The organism is Brevibacterium sp. S111, from assembly GCF_004745075.1.
GTDB lineage: Bacteria > Actinomycetota > Actinomycetes > Actinomycetales > Brevibacteriaceae > Brevibacterium.
Genome location: NZ_RHFH01000009.1, coordinates 192,225 through 206,060, shown reverse-complemented (window position 1 = coordinate 206,060; position 13,836 = coordinate 192,225). Strand labels below are relative to the sequence as shown.

11 protein-coding genes are annotated in these 13,836 nt (G+C 66.4%); 3 read left to right on the top strand and 8 right to left on the bottom strand.

Annotated features, from left to right (window positions below; all coding sequences use genetic code 11):
* Positions 1-141 precede the first annotated feature (141 nt).
* Positions 142-441 (top strand): hypothetical protein, encoded by a 300-nt coding sequence (locus tag EB836_RS12230; RefSeq protein ID WP_205683361.1) that lies wholly within the window; start codon positions 142-144, stop codon positions 439-441.
* A 258-nt stretch (positions 442-699) separates the two neighbouring features.
* Here the strand turns inward: EB836_RS12230 and dld are convergent, their stop codons facing one another.
* The 4 genes from dld to EB836_RS12210 all read right to left on the bottom strand — a co-directional run bounded on the left by dld (position 700) and on the right by EB836_RS12210 (position 6,539).
* Positions 700-2,409 (bottom strand): D-lactate dehydrogenase, encoded by a 1,710-nt coding sequence (dld, locus tag EB836_RS12225; RefSeq protein WP_135540766.1) that lies wholly within the window; start codon positions 2,407-2,409, stop codon positions 700-702.
* A 130-nt stretch (positions 2,410-2,539) separates the two neighbouring features.
* Complete coding sequence (locus EB836_RS12220; RefSeq protein WP_240689942.1) at positions 2,540-3,838, bottom strand: MFS transporter; 1,299 nt, start codon at positions 3,836-3,838, stop codon at positions 2,540-2,542.
* Positions 3,835-4,512 (bottom strand): GntR family transcriptional regulator, encoded by a 678-nt coding sequence (locus tag EB836_RS12215; protein ID WP_135540764.1) that lies wholly within the window; start codon positions 4,510-4,512, stop codon positions 3,835-3,837. The genes EB836_RS12220 and EB836_RS12215 overlap by 4 nt, the downstream gene beginning before the upstream one ends.
* A gap of 269 nt (positions 4,513-4,781) precedes the next feature.
* Entirely contained in the window at positions 4,782-6,539 is a 1,758-nt protein-coding gene (locus EB836_RS12210) for an FAD-binding protein (protein ID WP_135540762.1), read from the bottom strand.
* A gap of 76 nt (positions 6,540-6,615) precedes the next feature.
* Between EB836_RS12210 and EB836_RS12205 the strand changes: the two genes are divergently transcribed.
* Positions 6,616-7,554, top strand: coding sequence for a LysR family transcriptional regulator (locus EB836_RS12205; RefSeq protein WP_135540760.1), 939 nt, complete (start codon positions 6,616-6,618; stop codon positions 7,552-7,554).
* Positions 7,555-7,563: 9 nt separating this feature from the next.
* Here the strand turns inward: EB836_RS12205 and EB836_RS12200 are convergent, their stop codons facing one another.
* The 3 genes from EB836_RS12200 to EB836_RS12190 all read right to left on the bottom strand — a co-directional run bounded on the left by EB836_RS12200 (position 7,564) and on the right by EB836_RS12190 (position 10,075).
* On the bottom strand, positions 7,564-8,553 hold the full coding sequence (locus EB836_RS12200; RefSeq protein ID WP_135540758.1) for an LLM class flavin-dependent oxidoreductase: 990 nt from the start codon (positions 8,551-8,553) through the stop codon (positions 7,564-7,566).
* A gap of 232 nt (positions 8,554-8,785) precedes the next feature.
* A complete protein-coding gene (locus tag EB836_RS12195; RefSeq protein WP_135540757.1) occupies positions 8,786-9,439 on the bottom strand; it encodes a copper resistance protein CopC in 654 nt (217 codons plus the stop codon).
* Positions 9,440-9,493: 54 nt separating this feature from the next.
* Positions 9,494-10,075 carry a low molecular weight protein-tyrosine-phosphatase gene (locus EB836_RS12190; protein WP_135540755.1) on the bottom strand — a complete coding sequence of 194 codons (582 nt, stop codon included), beginning with the start codon at positions 10,073-10,075 and terminating at the stop codon, positions 9,494-9,496.
* Between the two features lie 96 nt (positions 10,076-10,171).
* Between EB836_RS12190 and EB836_RS12185 the strand changes: the two genes are divergently transcribed.
* Positions 10,172-12,142, top strand: a complete 1,971-nt coding sequence (locus tag EB836_RS12185) for a M13-type metalloendopeptidase (protein WP_135540753.1) — start codon at positions 10,172-10,174, stop codon at positions 12,140-12,142.
* An 86-nt stretch (positions 12,143-12,228) separates the two neighbouring features.
* Here EB836_RS12185 and EB836_RS12180 read toward each other — a convergent pair whose 3' ends face one another.
* A complete protein-coding gene (locus EB836_RS12180; RefSeq protein WP_240689941.1) occupies positions 12,229-13,836 on the bottom strand; it encodes a DUF1684 domain-containing protein in 1,608 nt (535 codons plus the stop codon).

Below are 13,836 nucleotides of genomic sequence, written 5' to 3'. Positions count from 1 at the left end.
AAGGAGAAGCGGCCGCCGGGAGTAGTGGGCCCGCGCCGACGGCCGGGGAGTCTGGAAGTCGTGCCGGAGAAGCGGCCATGGCGAGCCGCGGAGGACCGGGACTCCGGGACTTAAATGGATACCCCTTATGTGGATTTCTCGATGTCGATGGCCCGCGTCTCACCGAAACGGCTGATCGTCGGCAACATCGTCGGCGCGGTGTTCGCCATCGTCTGGGTCGGTGCGATTGTCTTCCACATGAGCGAAGGCCGGCCGCTCATCGATGCCGGCATGAGAACGAGCGCCACATTCGGCGCCCCAACCAGCATGTACGCCATCGTGATCGGTGCGGCGGTCGGCTTCATCGCTACGATCACCCTCACGACGATCTCTCGCACACGCAAGATCAAGCAGGCCCGCGCCGAGGCGGCCGCAGCTGCTGACATCGAAGACGAGGACTGACCGCCTCGGTGGTGTGGGCATCCGTTCAACCGGCAGTCGGGCGGTCAGTGGGCATCACTTCACTGCCAGCGGCACACCGTCGCGGAAGTGACACTTCGCACTGCTGCCTGAGCATCCCTCATCGTTCACGCGAAAACACCCCGGCGCACCGGGGTGTTTTGCTGTTTGCGGCGAGGGACGCACCGTAAGCGCGAGTGGCCACGGACGCGAGGGCAGCGCAGGCCGGCACGAATGCGAGGAACGCGCGGGAAGCCGAGCTCAGGCCCAGTTCTTCTTCGGCGAGGTCTCTCCGACTCCGGGGTTGAAGACGTTGCAGGGGTCGAGTTCCTTGAAGTGAGCCTCCATCTTCGAAGGCACCTGATAGAGCCGACCGAAATTGTGCTCGGCGGGCACGGCCGCACCGCGCTCCTCGAGCAGCGCCGTCATCTGCTTCTTCAGCGCCACCGGATCAACACCCTTCTTCGCCACATGGTCTTGGTGGAAGACGTGGCAGAAGAAGTGGCCGTAGTAGGAGCTGATGTGCAGCTGGTCGGCGATCTCGTCCGGCAGCACCTCGAGCCAGTCCTCGTCATCACGGCGCAGCGCGACGTCGAAGGTGATCATGTCCGAGGAGTCCTCGCGGTTGAGGTTGAAGTAACGGGTGGCCGCACTCGCAGCACCGAACCGGTGGAGCATCGCGGACTGAGCCTCATCGGCATCGCAGACGAAGTACGCACCGTGGTGGGCCGCCTCGGCGAAGAAGTCGTCGAGGAACGCACCCATCCGCGCCTTCTCCTCGCCGCTGACGACGAGCAGCAGGTGGTGTTCGAATCGGTCGCGGTACTCGAGCATGCGCTTCGGCAGCTGCTGCGGCAGCAGATTGAACGCGTTCTGCGCGATGGTGTCGGCAACGGTCTCGCCGAAGAACGGCAGCTTCGCGAACACCCCGTTGGCCCAGTTCTTCAGCGCGAAGAGCCTGATCTGCTCCCGGCTGCCGGCGTGCTTGATCGATACGAACGTGTCCTTGCCGTACTTCTCCGCGAGGTCGAATGACGGCCGGCCCATGTATTCGCCGGAGATCGGCAGCGGCATGTCCGAGGTCAGGATCGCGCGGCGCAGCGCTTCGAGCTCGGCCGGGGAGTTCGTGCCGACATAGAACGTGGTCGCGTCCGTGATCTTCGGGAAGGTGCGGGTGCGCACGGCGAAGACCATGAGCTTGCCCGCCGACCCCGAGGCCTCGTACAAATAGTCGGGGTTCGCGTTGAACCGGGCAGGCGAGTCGACGATCCGGCGCACCTGCTCGCCGTATTCGGTCTCCATCGTGTCCTCTGGAGGGGGCGTGACATCGGCCGGATCCCAGTCACCGCGCTGCAGCTTGTCGAGGATGTGGGCGGGATCGTCACCGAGCTTCACGCCGAGGTGGTTGACCAGTTCCAGCCGTCCCTCCTCGGTCACTCGGGCGAAGATCGCATGCTTCGTGAATGCCGGACCTTTTCGGATCTGAGACCCGCCGGAGTTGTTGGCAATTCCGCCGACGACAGACGCACCGATCGACGACGACCCGATGACCGAGTGCGGTTCGCGGCCGAGTGGGGCGAGCCTCTCGTCGAGTTCGTACAGCGTCGATCCGGCGAGGCAGACGGCTTCGCGGGCGTCGTTGATGAGGTGGATCTGGTTGATGCGCAGGGTCGAGATGATGACGATCTCGCGGTCGTAATCCTGCGCGCCGGGACCGGAACCGCCGGTCAGGCCGGTGTTCGCCGACTGCGGGATGACGATGAGGTCGTCGTCGACGCAGACCTGCAGGGCCCGCCACAAATCGACGAGGCTGCCCGGCCGCAGAACGGCGAGGACGCTGCCGCCGCCGAAGCGGTTGCCCTTGGCATAGGGAGCAGTGGCCCGCGCCGAGGTGAGGACGTGGCGCGGTCCCATGATGTCGATGAAGGCGCTGACCGCCGGTGATGGCTTCGTGCGTTGATTACCGAGCATGAATGTCGACCCCTATCAGGTGGTTGCGAAGTGTTTTCATCCTAGTTCTTCCCCTGCGCCCCTCACCATGGTCTTTCCCACACCCCGGACGCTTGCTCACCGTGGTTGTATCCTCGCCACGGGCGCTTGCTCACCAGCGCCTGCTCGAAGCGCGGGCGACAGCGGCGAGGCAGAGCAGGCATATCACGGCCACCCCTGCCAGCGACAGGCTGTAGGGCATCACCGGCAGCAGTGCGGCGAGCACTGTCGGCAGGAGGAATCCGGAGTAGGCCAGTGAGTAGTAGACGCCGGTGATTCCGGCCAGGTCGTCCGGTGCGGCGATGGCCTGGACGAGGATGAGTCCGGCCACCACACAGGTGCCGTAGGCGATGCCGAGCACGATGGCCACGACGAAGGCAAGGATCGGGCTGGCCACCAGTGCCGCCACGACGGCGAGCACCATCCCGAGCGACATCAGGCCGAGCCCGACGACGAGCGCCCGACCTCCTGACCAGCGGTTGATCCGGGGAACGGCGTTCTGCACAAGCGCTCCGGCACCGAGGGTGACGACGGTGAGCACTGTCGCGTACAGCGTCGTCCACTCCCCCAGCGTGTCCTGCACGAGGGCGGGCATGACCGCGTAGGCGATGCCGGCGGCGCCGAAGACCCACGGGGCGGCGGGGATGATGAGTCGCACGAAGGTCCGGTGGCCGACCAGCGGGATCCGCAGTCCGCGCCACCAGTGTTCGGTCGAACGGCGGTCCCCGCCCAGGGACTCCGGCGCGGTGAGAACGATGACCAAGGCGATGATGCTCAGCAGTGTGTGGACCGCGTAGGGGGTCGCCTCGGGCAGTGGCCCCCATTGGGCGAGGCACCCGGTCACCGCCGCACCGAGCGCGAAGCCCAAGGTCAGGGTCAGGGCCGGGCGGCGAGCGCCCGCGGTGATGCCGGCCCGGTGATCGAAAGGCGGGGCGGAGAGTTCCTTGATCCAGCTCGTGCCCACGGACATCGCAACGCCGACTCCAGCACCGGCGAGCACTCGGCCCACGCACAGCAGCCAGAAGAGGTCGAAGCCGAGACCCAGCAGCACGCTGCCGAGGATCGCGGCGACAGTTCCGGCGATGAGGAGCGGTTTGCGTCCGCGACGATCAGACAGCGCCGAGGCGACCAGGAGTCCCGGAATCAGTCCACCGACGTACATTCCCAGGAGCAGGTTCGCCTGCCAGACGGCATAGCCGCCGTCCTCTTCGTACATGTGCACGAGCGGGGTGAAGTGATTGCCGCCCCAGGCAAGGAGGAACATGGCCGGTGCTACGCGAAGCCACGCACCGCCTCGGCGCGCGCGAGGTTCAGCGGCGTCGGCCTGCACCTGGGCGGTCTCTGCAGGAGAAGCGGAGGCCATCGGCGAGGTCGTCGAATCGGTGGTCGCGGCATCGGACCCGGCGGTCACAGCGGTCGCCCCTGCGGGAAATGGGAGGCGTCGATGTGTTCGTGAACGAGCTGTCCGAACTCCTCGGCGCTGCCGTGCTCGGCACAGTCGGTGAGGCATTCGTGCTCGCTCAGGAGGGTGTCGAGCGTGCCCGGCTGGTCGGTGGCGACTTGGTAGGTCAGCCGTGCCAGCCTCGGGCCCATCGTGGTCAGCAGCTCCTCGACGATGCTGTTGCCTCCGCCGCGGATGAGTCGGGCGTGGAAGGCGTAGTCGAAGCTCGCGAAGTCGAGCGGATCGCCCTCCTCGACGGCCTGCCGCTGCCCGTCGAGGAGAGCCCGCAAGTCGACCGCGAGGGCTTCGAGGCCGCCGCGTGTAGTCAGCTCCTGGACGGCATCGGTCTCGAACATGGCACGGACGGCGAGCAGGTCACGTCGTTCCCTGCTCGTCACGGTCGTCACGATCGCCCCTTTTTTCGGGACGAGACGGACGAGTCTCCACCGCTCGAGCTGGAGCATCGCCTCCCGCGCCGGGGTGCGACTGGCCTTCTGCGCCTCGGCGAGGTCAGCCTCGGTGAGGAGCTCGCCGGGTTCGAAGCGCCGCTCGATGATCTCTCGAGCCGCCCAGGCGGCCATCCGCGAGGCGATCGGGGAGGTGTCGTCGGTGCGTTGCCAGGGAAGCGTCAGCAGTTCGTTCACGCCAACAGGCTAACAGATGCATGCATTGATAGATGCATCAAGATCCTGAAGGCGCAAACACACAGCCCCCGGCAAGGGTGCCCACCCAACCTCTTCTGAGGTTCGGTCAAGCCCCCGCAAACTCTCCCACCCACTTTCCAGCGGGCCGGGAACTGTCGTCGATCTGCTGACCCTCAGCGCACAGACACACCTGACGGCGGCACTGCTACCCTCGCGCGGGGTAGCTGCGCCGCCGTCAGGTGTGTCTGGAGGGTCGTTGCGGGCGAGCCTCACTCCACGAGCTTGCCCTCCTGGCTGATCTCGCCGACGTGCATGAGCTCGGCGACCTCGGGGTCGACGGGCGGGATGTCCTCGCGCACGACTCCCGTCGACGGCGACCACACGAGGTTGACCTGCAGGCTCGGGTCCTGCTCCGGATAGTCACTGCGGTTGTGGCAGCCACGGGTCTCGCGGCGCTCAAGCGCACATTCGAGCGTCGCCCGGGCCGCGAGCACCGAGGACTTGAGATCGAAGGCGTGCGAGAGATCGGCGAAGCCGGCGATGTCCGGGTGGATGCCCACATTCTCCATCCGAGCCTCGATACCCGCGAGCTTCTCCAGTCCGGCCTGCAGCCCGGCCTCGTCACGGACCACGCCGGCATGCTCGGTCATGAGGTTGCGGACCTCGCGCTGCAGCGCCCTGACATTCTCCGTGCCATCGGAGGCGAGCAGATCATCGATCTCGGCCCGCGCCTCGGCGACGGCATCGCGCGAACGCACCTGTGCTTCGAGCTCCTCGGAGTAGGCAACCGCGGACCGTCCGACGATCCGACCGAAGACGAGGAGTTCGATGAGCGAATTGCCGCCGAGGCGGTTGGCCCCGTGCAGACCGGACGAGGCCTCGCCGATGGCCCACAGCCCCTCGACATCGGTGCTGTGATCGACGGGATCGACCCACACCCCGCCCATCGAGTAGTGCGCGGTCGGAGCGATCTCGATCGGGCTGGCCGTGATGTCGAGCATCTGCGTCTCCATGAGCGTGGCGAACACGCGCGGCAGCCGGTTCATGATCGTCTCCCGCGGCAGATGGGACACGTCGAGCCAGACGCCTCCGTTCTCCGTGCCCCGACCCTCCGCGATCTCCGTATAGGCGGCCAGGGCGACGCGGTCACGAGTGGACAGCTCCATCCGCTCGGGATCGTAGCGTTCCATGAACCGCTCTCCCAGGCCGTTGCGCAGGATTCCGCCCTCACCGCGGGCCGCCTCGGAGACCAGGGTGCCCGCGGCATTCTCGGGTTCGATGATGCCCGAAGGATGGAACTGGACGAGCTCGGCGTCGCGCAGACGCGCTCCGGCCTCGACGGCCAGGCGGAACGAATCGCCGGTGTTCTCATCCCGACGGGAGGAGGTCCGCCGCCAGATGCGGTTGTGCCCGCCGGCGGCGAGGATGACAGCGTCGGCGTGGATGCGGTAGGCGGTGCCGTCGATGACGTCAAAGCCGAAGGCACCGAAGATGCGACCATCGGCGACGAGGAGCTTCGTGATGTAGACCCGATCGAGGATCGGGATGTTCAGGGCCTCGGCACGACGAATGAGGGTGCGCTGGATCTCCAGGCCCGTGTAATCTCCGGCGAAAGCGGTGCGGCGCCAGGTGTGGGCGCCGAAGAAGCGCTGAGAGATCCGACCGTCGTCCTCCTTCGCGAAGTCCATTCCATATCGCTCCAGGTCGGCGATGCCTTCGGCTGCGCCCTGGGTGACGATCTCGACGGTGCGGGGGTTGGCGAGGTCATAGGATTCCTTGATCGTGTCGGCCGCGTGCTGCTGCCACGTGTCCTCGGGGTCGACGGTGGCCAGTGCGGCGTTGATGCCGCCGGCGGCGAGCGAGGTGTGCGCGTCTTCCTTCGGGCGCTTGCCCACGGTGAGGACATCGCCTCCTGCTTCGGCGACTTCGATCGCGGCGCGCAGGCCCGATCCACCGGTGCCGATGACGAGCACGGAGGTGGAGATGGAGCGTTCTCTGCGACGTGCTGTTCCCTGTGTAATGGTCATGCTTCCACGCTAAGAGCGCCCACCACATACGTCCAATGCATTGTTTGAGTCGAGTTGATAGCGATACGCTATTGCCATGAATCTGGAACAGCTGGCGAGTTTCGTCGAGGTCGCCGCCACCGGTCATTTCACGAAGGCGGCCGCCACCCTGCACCTGGCTCAGCCCTCGCTGAGCCGTCAGATCTCGACCCTGGAGAAGGAGCTCGGCGCAGAGCTCTTCCACCGCGCCCACGGCCACATCTCGCTGACCGCGGCGGGTGAGACCCTGCTGCCGACGGCCCGTCGGATGCTCGCCGACGCCGAGGCGATCCGCCGTGACATGGACGAGCTCGCCGGTCTGCGCCGCGGTCGGATCCGCCTCGGCGCCACCCCGACCCTGTGCGTGAGCCTCGTCGCCGAGGCGATCAGTCGTTTCCACCATCAGCATCCCGGAGTCGAGCTCGAACTCGTCGAGAAGGGTTCCCGGGAGCTCATCGAGGCTCTGGGTACCGGCGGGCTCGACCTCGCGCTCATCACCCGCACCGTCGACCTCGACGCGCAGACACCCCGACTGCAGATGCAGGAAGTGCTCGGCGAGGATCTCGTCGTCATCGCGGCCGCCGACGGAGCGCTGATCAGCGGCGACCAGATCACCCTCGCCGAGGTGGCCGCACTCCCCCAGGTTTTGTTCCATCACGGATACGACCTGCGGGAGGCCACCTCGGCGGCCTTCGAATCGAGCGGCCTGCACCCGAACGTCGTCGTCGAGGGCGGGGAGATGGACGCGGTGCTGCGCTTCGTCGAACGCGGCGTTGGCGTGGCGATCGTCCCCGCCATGGTCCTCGTCGACCGACCTCAGCTGATCTCGGCCCAACTGGTGGAGCCGAGCCTGTCACGGACGGTGAGCATCGCGACTCGCGCAGATGTGCGACCGACTCGGGCCGCCTCGGCGATGGAGGACATGATCCTCAGCACCGCACGAGTCCTGGCCGCCGACGACACCGGGCTGGCGGCACATGTGCGGCTCACGAGGTGAGGTGCCGAGTCAGAACCAGGCGTCAGCCAACAGGCGCAGTGAGCGCTGGCCCACCTCGGTGTCGTAGGCGTAGGTGACGGTGATGAGCTCATCGGCACCGGTGCGCTCGACGAACTCGGCCATCTGCTCGGTCGCGGTGTCCGGCGAGCCGACGGCGCTGATCGTGAGCATCGGGTTCTCGCCCATGCCCTGAGCGGCGAATTCGCTCGGCTCGACCGGCGGCTGCAGCTGCCGGCTGCGTCCCCGGCCGATGTCCGCGAACATCTGCCTGACCGGGGTGAACTCACGCTGCGCCTCGGCGTCGGTGTCGGCGACCATCACATTGATCCCGGCCATGACGTAGGGCTTGTCGATCTGCGCGGTCGGGGCATCGGCGGTGAAGGAATCACGGTATACCTTGATCGCCGCGTCGATCTGATCGGGAGCGAAGTGCGAGGCCAGTGAGAACGGCAGCCCCAGCTGACCGGCGATCGACGCCCCATTCATCGTCGACCCGAGCACCCAGATCGGAACGTCCGTTCCGGCCGAGACAGCCGACTTGATCGGCGCGCTGTAGGCCTGACCCCGTTCGCTGAACCAACCCTGCAGGTCGTAGATGTTCTGCGCGAAGGACTGCGGTTCGGCCGAGGAACGGCTCAGCGCCTGGGCCGTCATGCCGTCCGTGCCGGGGGCGCGCCCCAGGCCCAGGTCGATGCGATCGCCATGGATGTTCGCCAGGGTTCCGTACTGCTCGGCGACCATGAGCGGCGCGTGGTTGGGCAGCATCACACCGCCGGATCCCACTCGGATCCTCTCCGTCGCCGAGGCGGCCTGAGAGATGAGCAGTGCCGTGGCGCTGGCAGCCAAACCCATCGTGTTGTGGTGCTCGGCGAACCAGAGGCGTGAGTAGCCCAGCTCATCGGCGAGCGCGGCGGTCGACATCGAATTCGCGATGGCCTCGCGGGCCGTGGATCCCTCACGGATGGAGACGAGGTCGAGGATGTTGAGAGGAATGGACAATGTGATGCCGTCCTTCGGTCAGCTGGGTGGTGGCGAGCGATCGGACGTCGATGCTCGGTGAGGCGATCAGCCCTGTAGGACAACAGCGTCCCGGTCCGGTTCTATTCCGCGGCCCCCGCGCCGGTCGAGTCCCGCACGCAAACGGTCCGACGATGCAGCGAGGCCCCGGAAGCTCTCGCCTCCGGGGCCTCGGCCATCGGTTCGTCAGATGAGTGTCGCTGTGCCGCGAACCTCAGTCGTTCTTCGGACCGGGGCCGGAACTCGAATCATCGCCCTTGGTGCCGGGCAGGCCCTGGGCCTTGCGGCGCATGAGCAGGACGACGATGACGATGATCGCGAGTCCGCCGACGGAGAGCAGCACGATCATCGGGGTCGACATGCCCGAATCGCTGCCGCTGGCCTCTCCGATCTCACCGCGCTCTCCGGTGTCCTTGCCCGGTTCGTCGACGACTCCGCCGCCGAGGCCGGCCTTGGTGGACTCTTCGACAGCGCCGCCTGCGCCCTCGGAGTCCTTGATGGTGAAGGCATAGTCACCGGAGATCGGGTGTCCGTCCTGGGACACCACACGCCAGGTCACCTCATAGTCGCCGGGTTTGAGGTCATCGGGCAGCGCCACGCTGAGCTTCTTGCCCTCGACGGTGAGCTCACCGGCCGAGACGTCCTTGCCGTCGACGACGACGGTGACTTCGGAGCCGACCTCTTGGATGTTCCCGGAGAACGTCATCTCGAGCCACTCGGGCTGCTGATCCAGTTCCGCCCCGTCTTCGGGGTTCGAGGACACGAGCTGGTCGTGAGCACTGGCGGGCGCAAACGCGAAGACACTCAAGGCAGCCACCAGCAGGGCGGCGAAGCCCAGCTTGAAAGCGGACCACTTAGTACGAGTCATGAGAGTTTCTCCTTCAGGGCGTTCGTTCATCGATCGGCGATTCTGCTTCCAGTATCACGCAGACTTCTCGGCCAGAGCGTGCAGGTGATCGGTGATTCCCGGCACGGACACTTCAATTGTCTCAAGAGTTTCTTCGAAATCCTTTAATTCGCCGTACCAAGGGTCCGGCACATCGGGTGCGGGGGCACCGGGCTCGGCCGCACCACTGATCCCGCGGCCCTGTCCACGACCGACGGATTCGCTTTCGGACCCGTCTTCGGACCCGTCCGGAGCCAGCCGGGGATCGAACTCACGCAGCATCCGCAGCTCCGGGGCCGCCTCGGCGGGGATCTGCTCGATCAGCCGCTGCAGCGCACGATAGTGGCGAGCGGTCATCGCCACGGCCAGATCGCGTTCGGCCAGCCAGTCGACCGTGATCTGTCGAGCGGCGTGATCATCGGTGCGGTAGCCGGCGGCCGCGAGCACCCGCGCCTGACGTGGGTCGATGGGATTGCCGGCCTCCTCGTCGCTGATTCCGGCGGAATCGACGACCGCCTCGGTGCCGTTGATCCTCAGATGGTGCTCGAGCACGCGTTCGGCCGTCACCGAGCGGCAGATATTGCCGGTGCACACGAACACGACGGATGCCATACTCATTCGTTCCTCCTCAACGATCTGCGGCGGGCGGCCGACCGACGGACGACGTCGGAAACTCCAGCGCAGAACCCCTGCTGATCACGATACTGTTGCACCATGACTTCTGAAACTTCTTCCGCCTCGGTGCGCCCTCAGGACGACCTGTACCGCAACATCAACGGCGAGTGGATCGACGCGTTCACCATCCCCGACGACCGGGCCGGCGACGGTGCCATGCGCGAGCTCTTCGACACCGCCGAGACCAAGGTCCGCGACATCATCACCGCCGTCTCCGACGCCCCACAGGAACCCGGTTCCGAGGGCCAGAAGGTCGCGGACCTCTTCACCTCGTTCATGGACGTCGACCGCATCAACGAACTCGGTGTGACCCCGCTGGACTCGACGTTCACCGCCATCGACGCCGCCGAGGACAAGTCCGAGCTCGCGGCCCTGCTGGCCCGGCTCGAGATCGAAGGCATCGGCGGAGTGCTCGGCGGGTACGTCACCGCCGATGCGAAGGACTCCGACGTCTACGCCCTCTACCTCGTCCAGGCCGGCATCTCCCTGCCCGACGAGGACTACTACTTCAACGACGACCACGCCGAGGTGCGCGCGAAGTTCCTCGCCCATGTGAAGAAGATGTCCGCCTTGGCCGGGCTCGGTGAGAAGTCCGGGATCTCCGACGCCGAGGTGGCCGCGAAGGTCATGGCGTTCGAAACCGAGATCGCCCGCCACCACTGGGACCGGGTGGCCTGCCGCGACGCCGAGAAGACCTACAACAAGTACTCGATCGCCGAACTGCGCGACCTCGGCCCGGAGTTCGACTTCGACTCCTATTTGGGGCTGCTCACTGCCGAAGCCACCGACCTCAAATACCTCGTGGTCTCTCAGCCGTCCTTCGTCACCGGCATGGCCAAGGTGTGGGCCGAGACCGATATCGACACCCTCAAGACCTGGCTGCGCTTCGTCGTCGTCTCCGACACCGCGTCCCTGCTGGCCGATGAATTCGTCGAGGAGAACTTCGACTTCAACGCCCGCACGCTCTCGGGCACGCCGGCGCTGCGGGAACGCTGGAAGCGCGGGGTCGGGCTCGTCGAGTCCCTCCTCGGCGAGGCCGTCGGCAAACTCTATGTCGCCGCCGAGTTCCCGCCCGAAGCCAAGGAAGCCATCGACCACCTCGTGGGCATGCTCATCAAGGCCTACGACAAGTCGATCCGCGAGCTCGACTGGATGAGCGAGGAGACGAAGGACCGTGCGCTGGTCAAGCTCTCGAAGTTCACCCCGAAGGTCGGCTATCCCGAGGTGTGGCGGGAGTACCCGGCCGCGATCGATTCCTCGGATCTGGTGGGCAACGTCCGCCGCTGCGCCCAGGCCGAACACGTGCGGCAGGTGCGCCGCATCGGCGGAGGCATCGACCGGACCGAATGGCTGATGACCCCGCAGACGGTCAACGCCTACTTCCACCCGGTGATGAACGAGATCGTCTTCCCCGCCGCGATCCTCCAGCCGCCGTTCTTCGATGCCGCAGGTGATGTGGCGGCGAACTTCGGGGCGATCGGTGCGGTCATCGGTCACGAGATCGGGCACGGCTTCGACGATCAGGGTTCGCGCTACGACGGGGACGGCAACCTCGTCGACTGGTGGACGTCGGAGGATCGGGAGCGTTTTGAGGAGCGCACGAACGCGCTCATCGCCCAGTACGAGGCACTGGTTCCGGCCGGTCTCGATGACGCCCAGCATGTCAACGGGGCGCTGACGGTCGGGGAGAACATCGGTGACCTCGGCGGTCTGTCGATCGGGTGGAAGGCTCTCGAACTCGAACTCGGTGAGCGGGCCGGGACTCCCGGTGTGCCAGTGGCGCCGAGCCCGGAGCAGGCGAAGGCGTTCTTCGAAGCCTGGGCGAAAGCGTGGCGGTCGAAGATGCGCACCGAGGAGCGCGTCCGCAGGCTCTCGATCGACCCCCATTCGCCGGAGGAGTTCCGCTGCAATCAGGTCGTGAAGAACATGACGGCCTTCCACGACACCTACGGCGTCAGCGAAAGCGACGGCATGTACCTGGCTCCCGAGGAGCGCGTGACCATCTGGTAACCACTCCCCCTCCCATTGCTACCTGACGGCGGCCCAGCAACCTCGCGCGAAGTTGCTGGGCCGCTGTCAGGTAGTTCTGGGGGTGGTCAGCGGTGGCCGCGGATGAGGTGGACCATGCGGAAGTCGAATTCCTGCCAGCTGGTGATCGGAGCGTCGGCCTGCAGCGCGGCTTCGAAATCCTCGACCTCGGTGAGCTCGGATTCGAGCGGAATGTCGAAGGGCATCTCCACATACAGCAGCCCACTGGCGTCGGTGTGGACGACATCGAACCCGGCCTGCTGCGGTTCGAGTTCGTTATTCATCACGATGAGCAGACGATCGTCCGGCGCCTGGTATTCGACCTCGATGCCGTCGTTGTAGCCCTGCTGCGAGCGCAGTTCCCGCTGGGCCTGAATGACGAACGCCGAGTACGCTCCGATGCCGATGACCGGGATCCGTGAGGTCAGCGCTTCGGTGGCGACGTCGATGAGCCGCGATCGGGCCTTGCGCCCCAGCGGGCTGAGGTCGCCGCCGGACATCGCGACTCCGTCGAAGCCGACGAGCGAGACCCGACCGTCATCGTGGTTCGGGTTGAGGACCGTGATGTCGAGGCCGAACCGGGAGTACCAGGGCCGGGTCACCTCGGCGCTCTCTTCGTCCCACCACACGTAGAACAGGAACGGCACGTTGATCCCGGCTTCCGAGAAGAAGAACGGGGGACGCCGCTCACCCGCCGTGACCTCGAAGGGCACGACGTTGCCCTCGATCGGGGCGGGGCAGGTCGCGAACGAGGTGAACGCGAAGGGGTAGTTGACCGCGCGGTTGAAATCGATGACGAGCGAGCCGTCCTGATTCGGCACTCCGAGGTCGATCGTCCGCCACGCCGAAGTGGTTGCCCCGTTCGTTCCATCGTGGAAGTCCAGGTGGAGCCCGGTCTTCGGGCACCCGGTGGCAAGCAGTGTGACCTCGCCCTGCTGAGTTTCGAAGGTCACGGTTCCCGCGGCTTGGGTCTGCAGCTGCAGATCCTCCTGCGCGGTTTCGATCGTATGGGTCGGGAACGGGTCGAACCGGGTGAACCGGGCGAGGAAGACGAAGTCTGGGTTCGGGTCGAAGACCGGGACTTCGAAGAATTTGCCCAGCAGCGGCGATTTCGAATCGCGCACACGCACACCGAGGCGGCCGCCCCGGTCGATGAGCTCGTAGAGGACATTGCCGACGGTGAACCAGTTGAGCGATCCCCCGGCCGGCAGCTTCGCGGTGAAGCCGTTGTCCTCGACACGCACCTGCGGTCGGGCTGGGGCCGAGTCATGACCTGCGGTTCCGGCCTCGGCCGCACCGGCATCTGCGGAGGCGTTGTCAGCGGCAGAAGCTCCTGTGGCGGCGTGGTCTGTCACAGCAGGCAGGGTCGAGGTGTCGCTGGGCACCGAGGGGCTCGTCGCTCGGACCGCACCGCCGCCTGTCCCGGCACCCGCACCGCCGCCGGCGGCTTGGCTCAGCAGGTCGAAGGTCTCGGCAGCGGGACCGGCATTGATTCCGGAGTCGAGGGCGACGGTGACCCAGCCGTCCTCGACGGTGAAGGTGCCGGGGGCATCGGGCCAGGTGGACTCGACGTCGAGCCAGTGCAGTCCGACGACGCTGAGCCAGCCGAACGGTTTCGCCAGTGCCGAGTTCCGTGAGTCGCGCCAGGTGTTCCACTCCGTCACGAACTGGTTCAC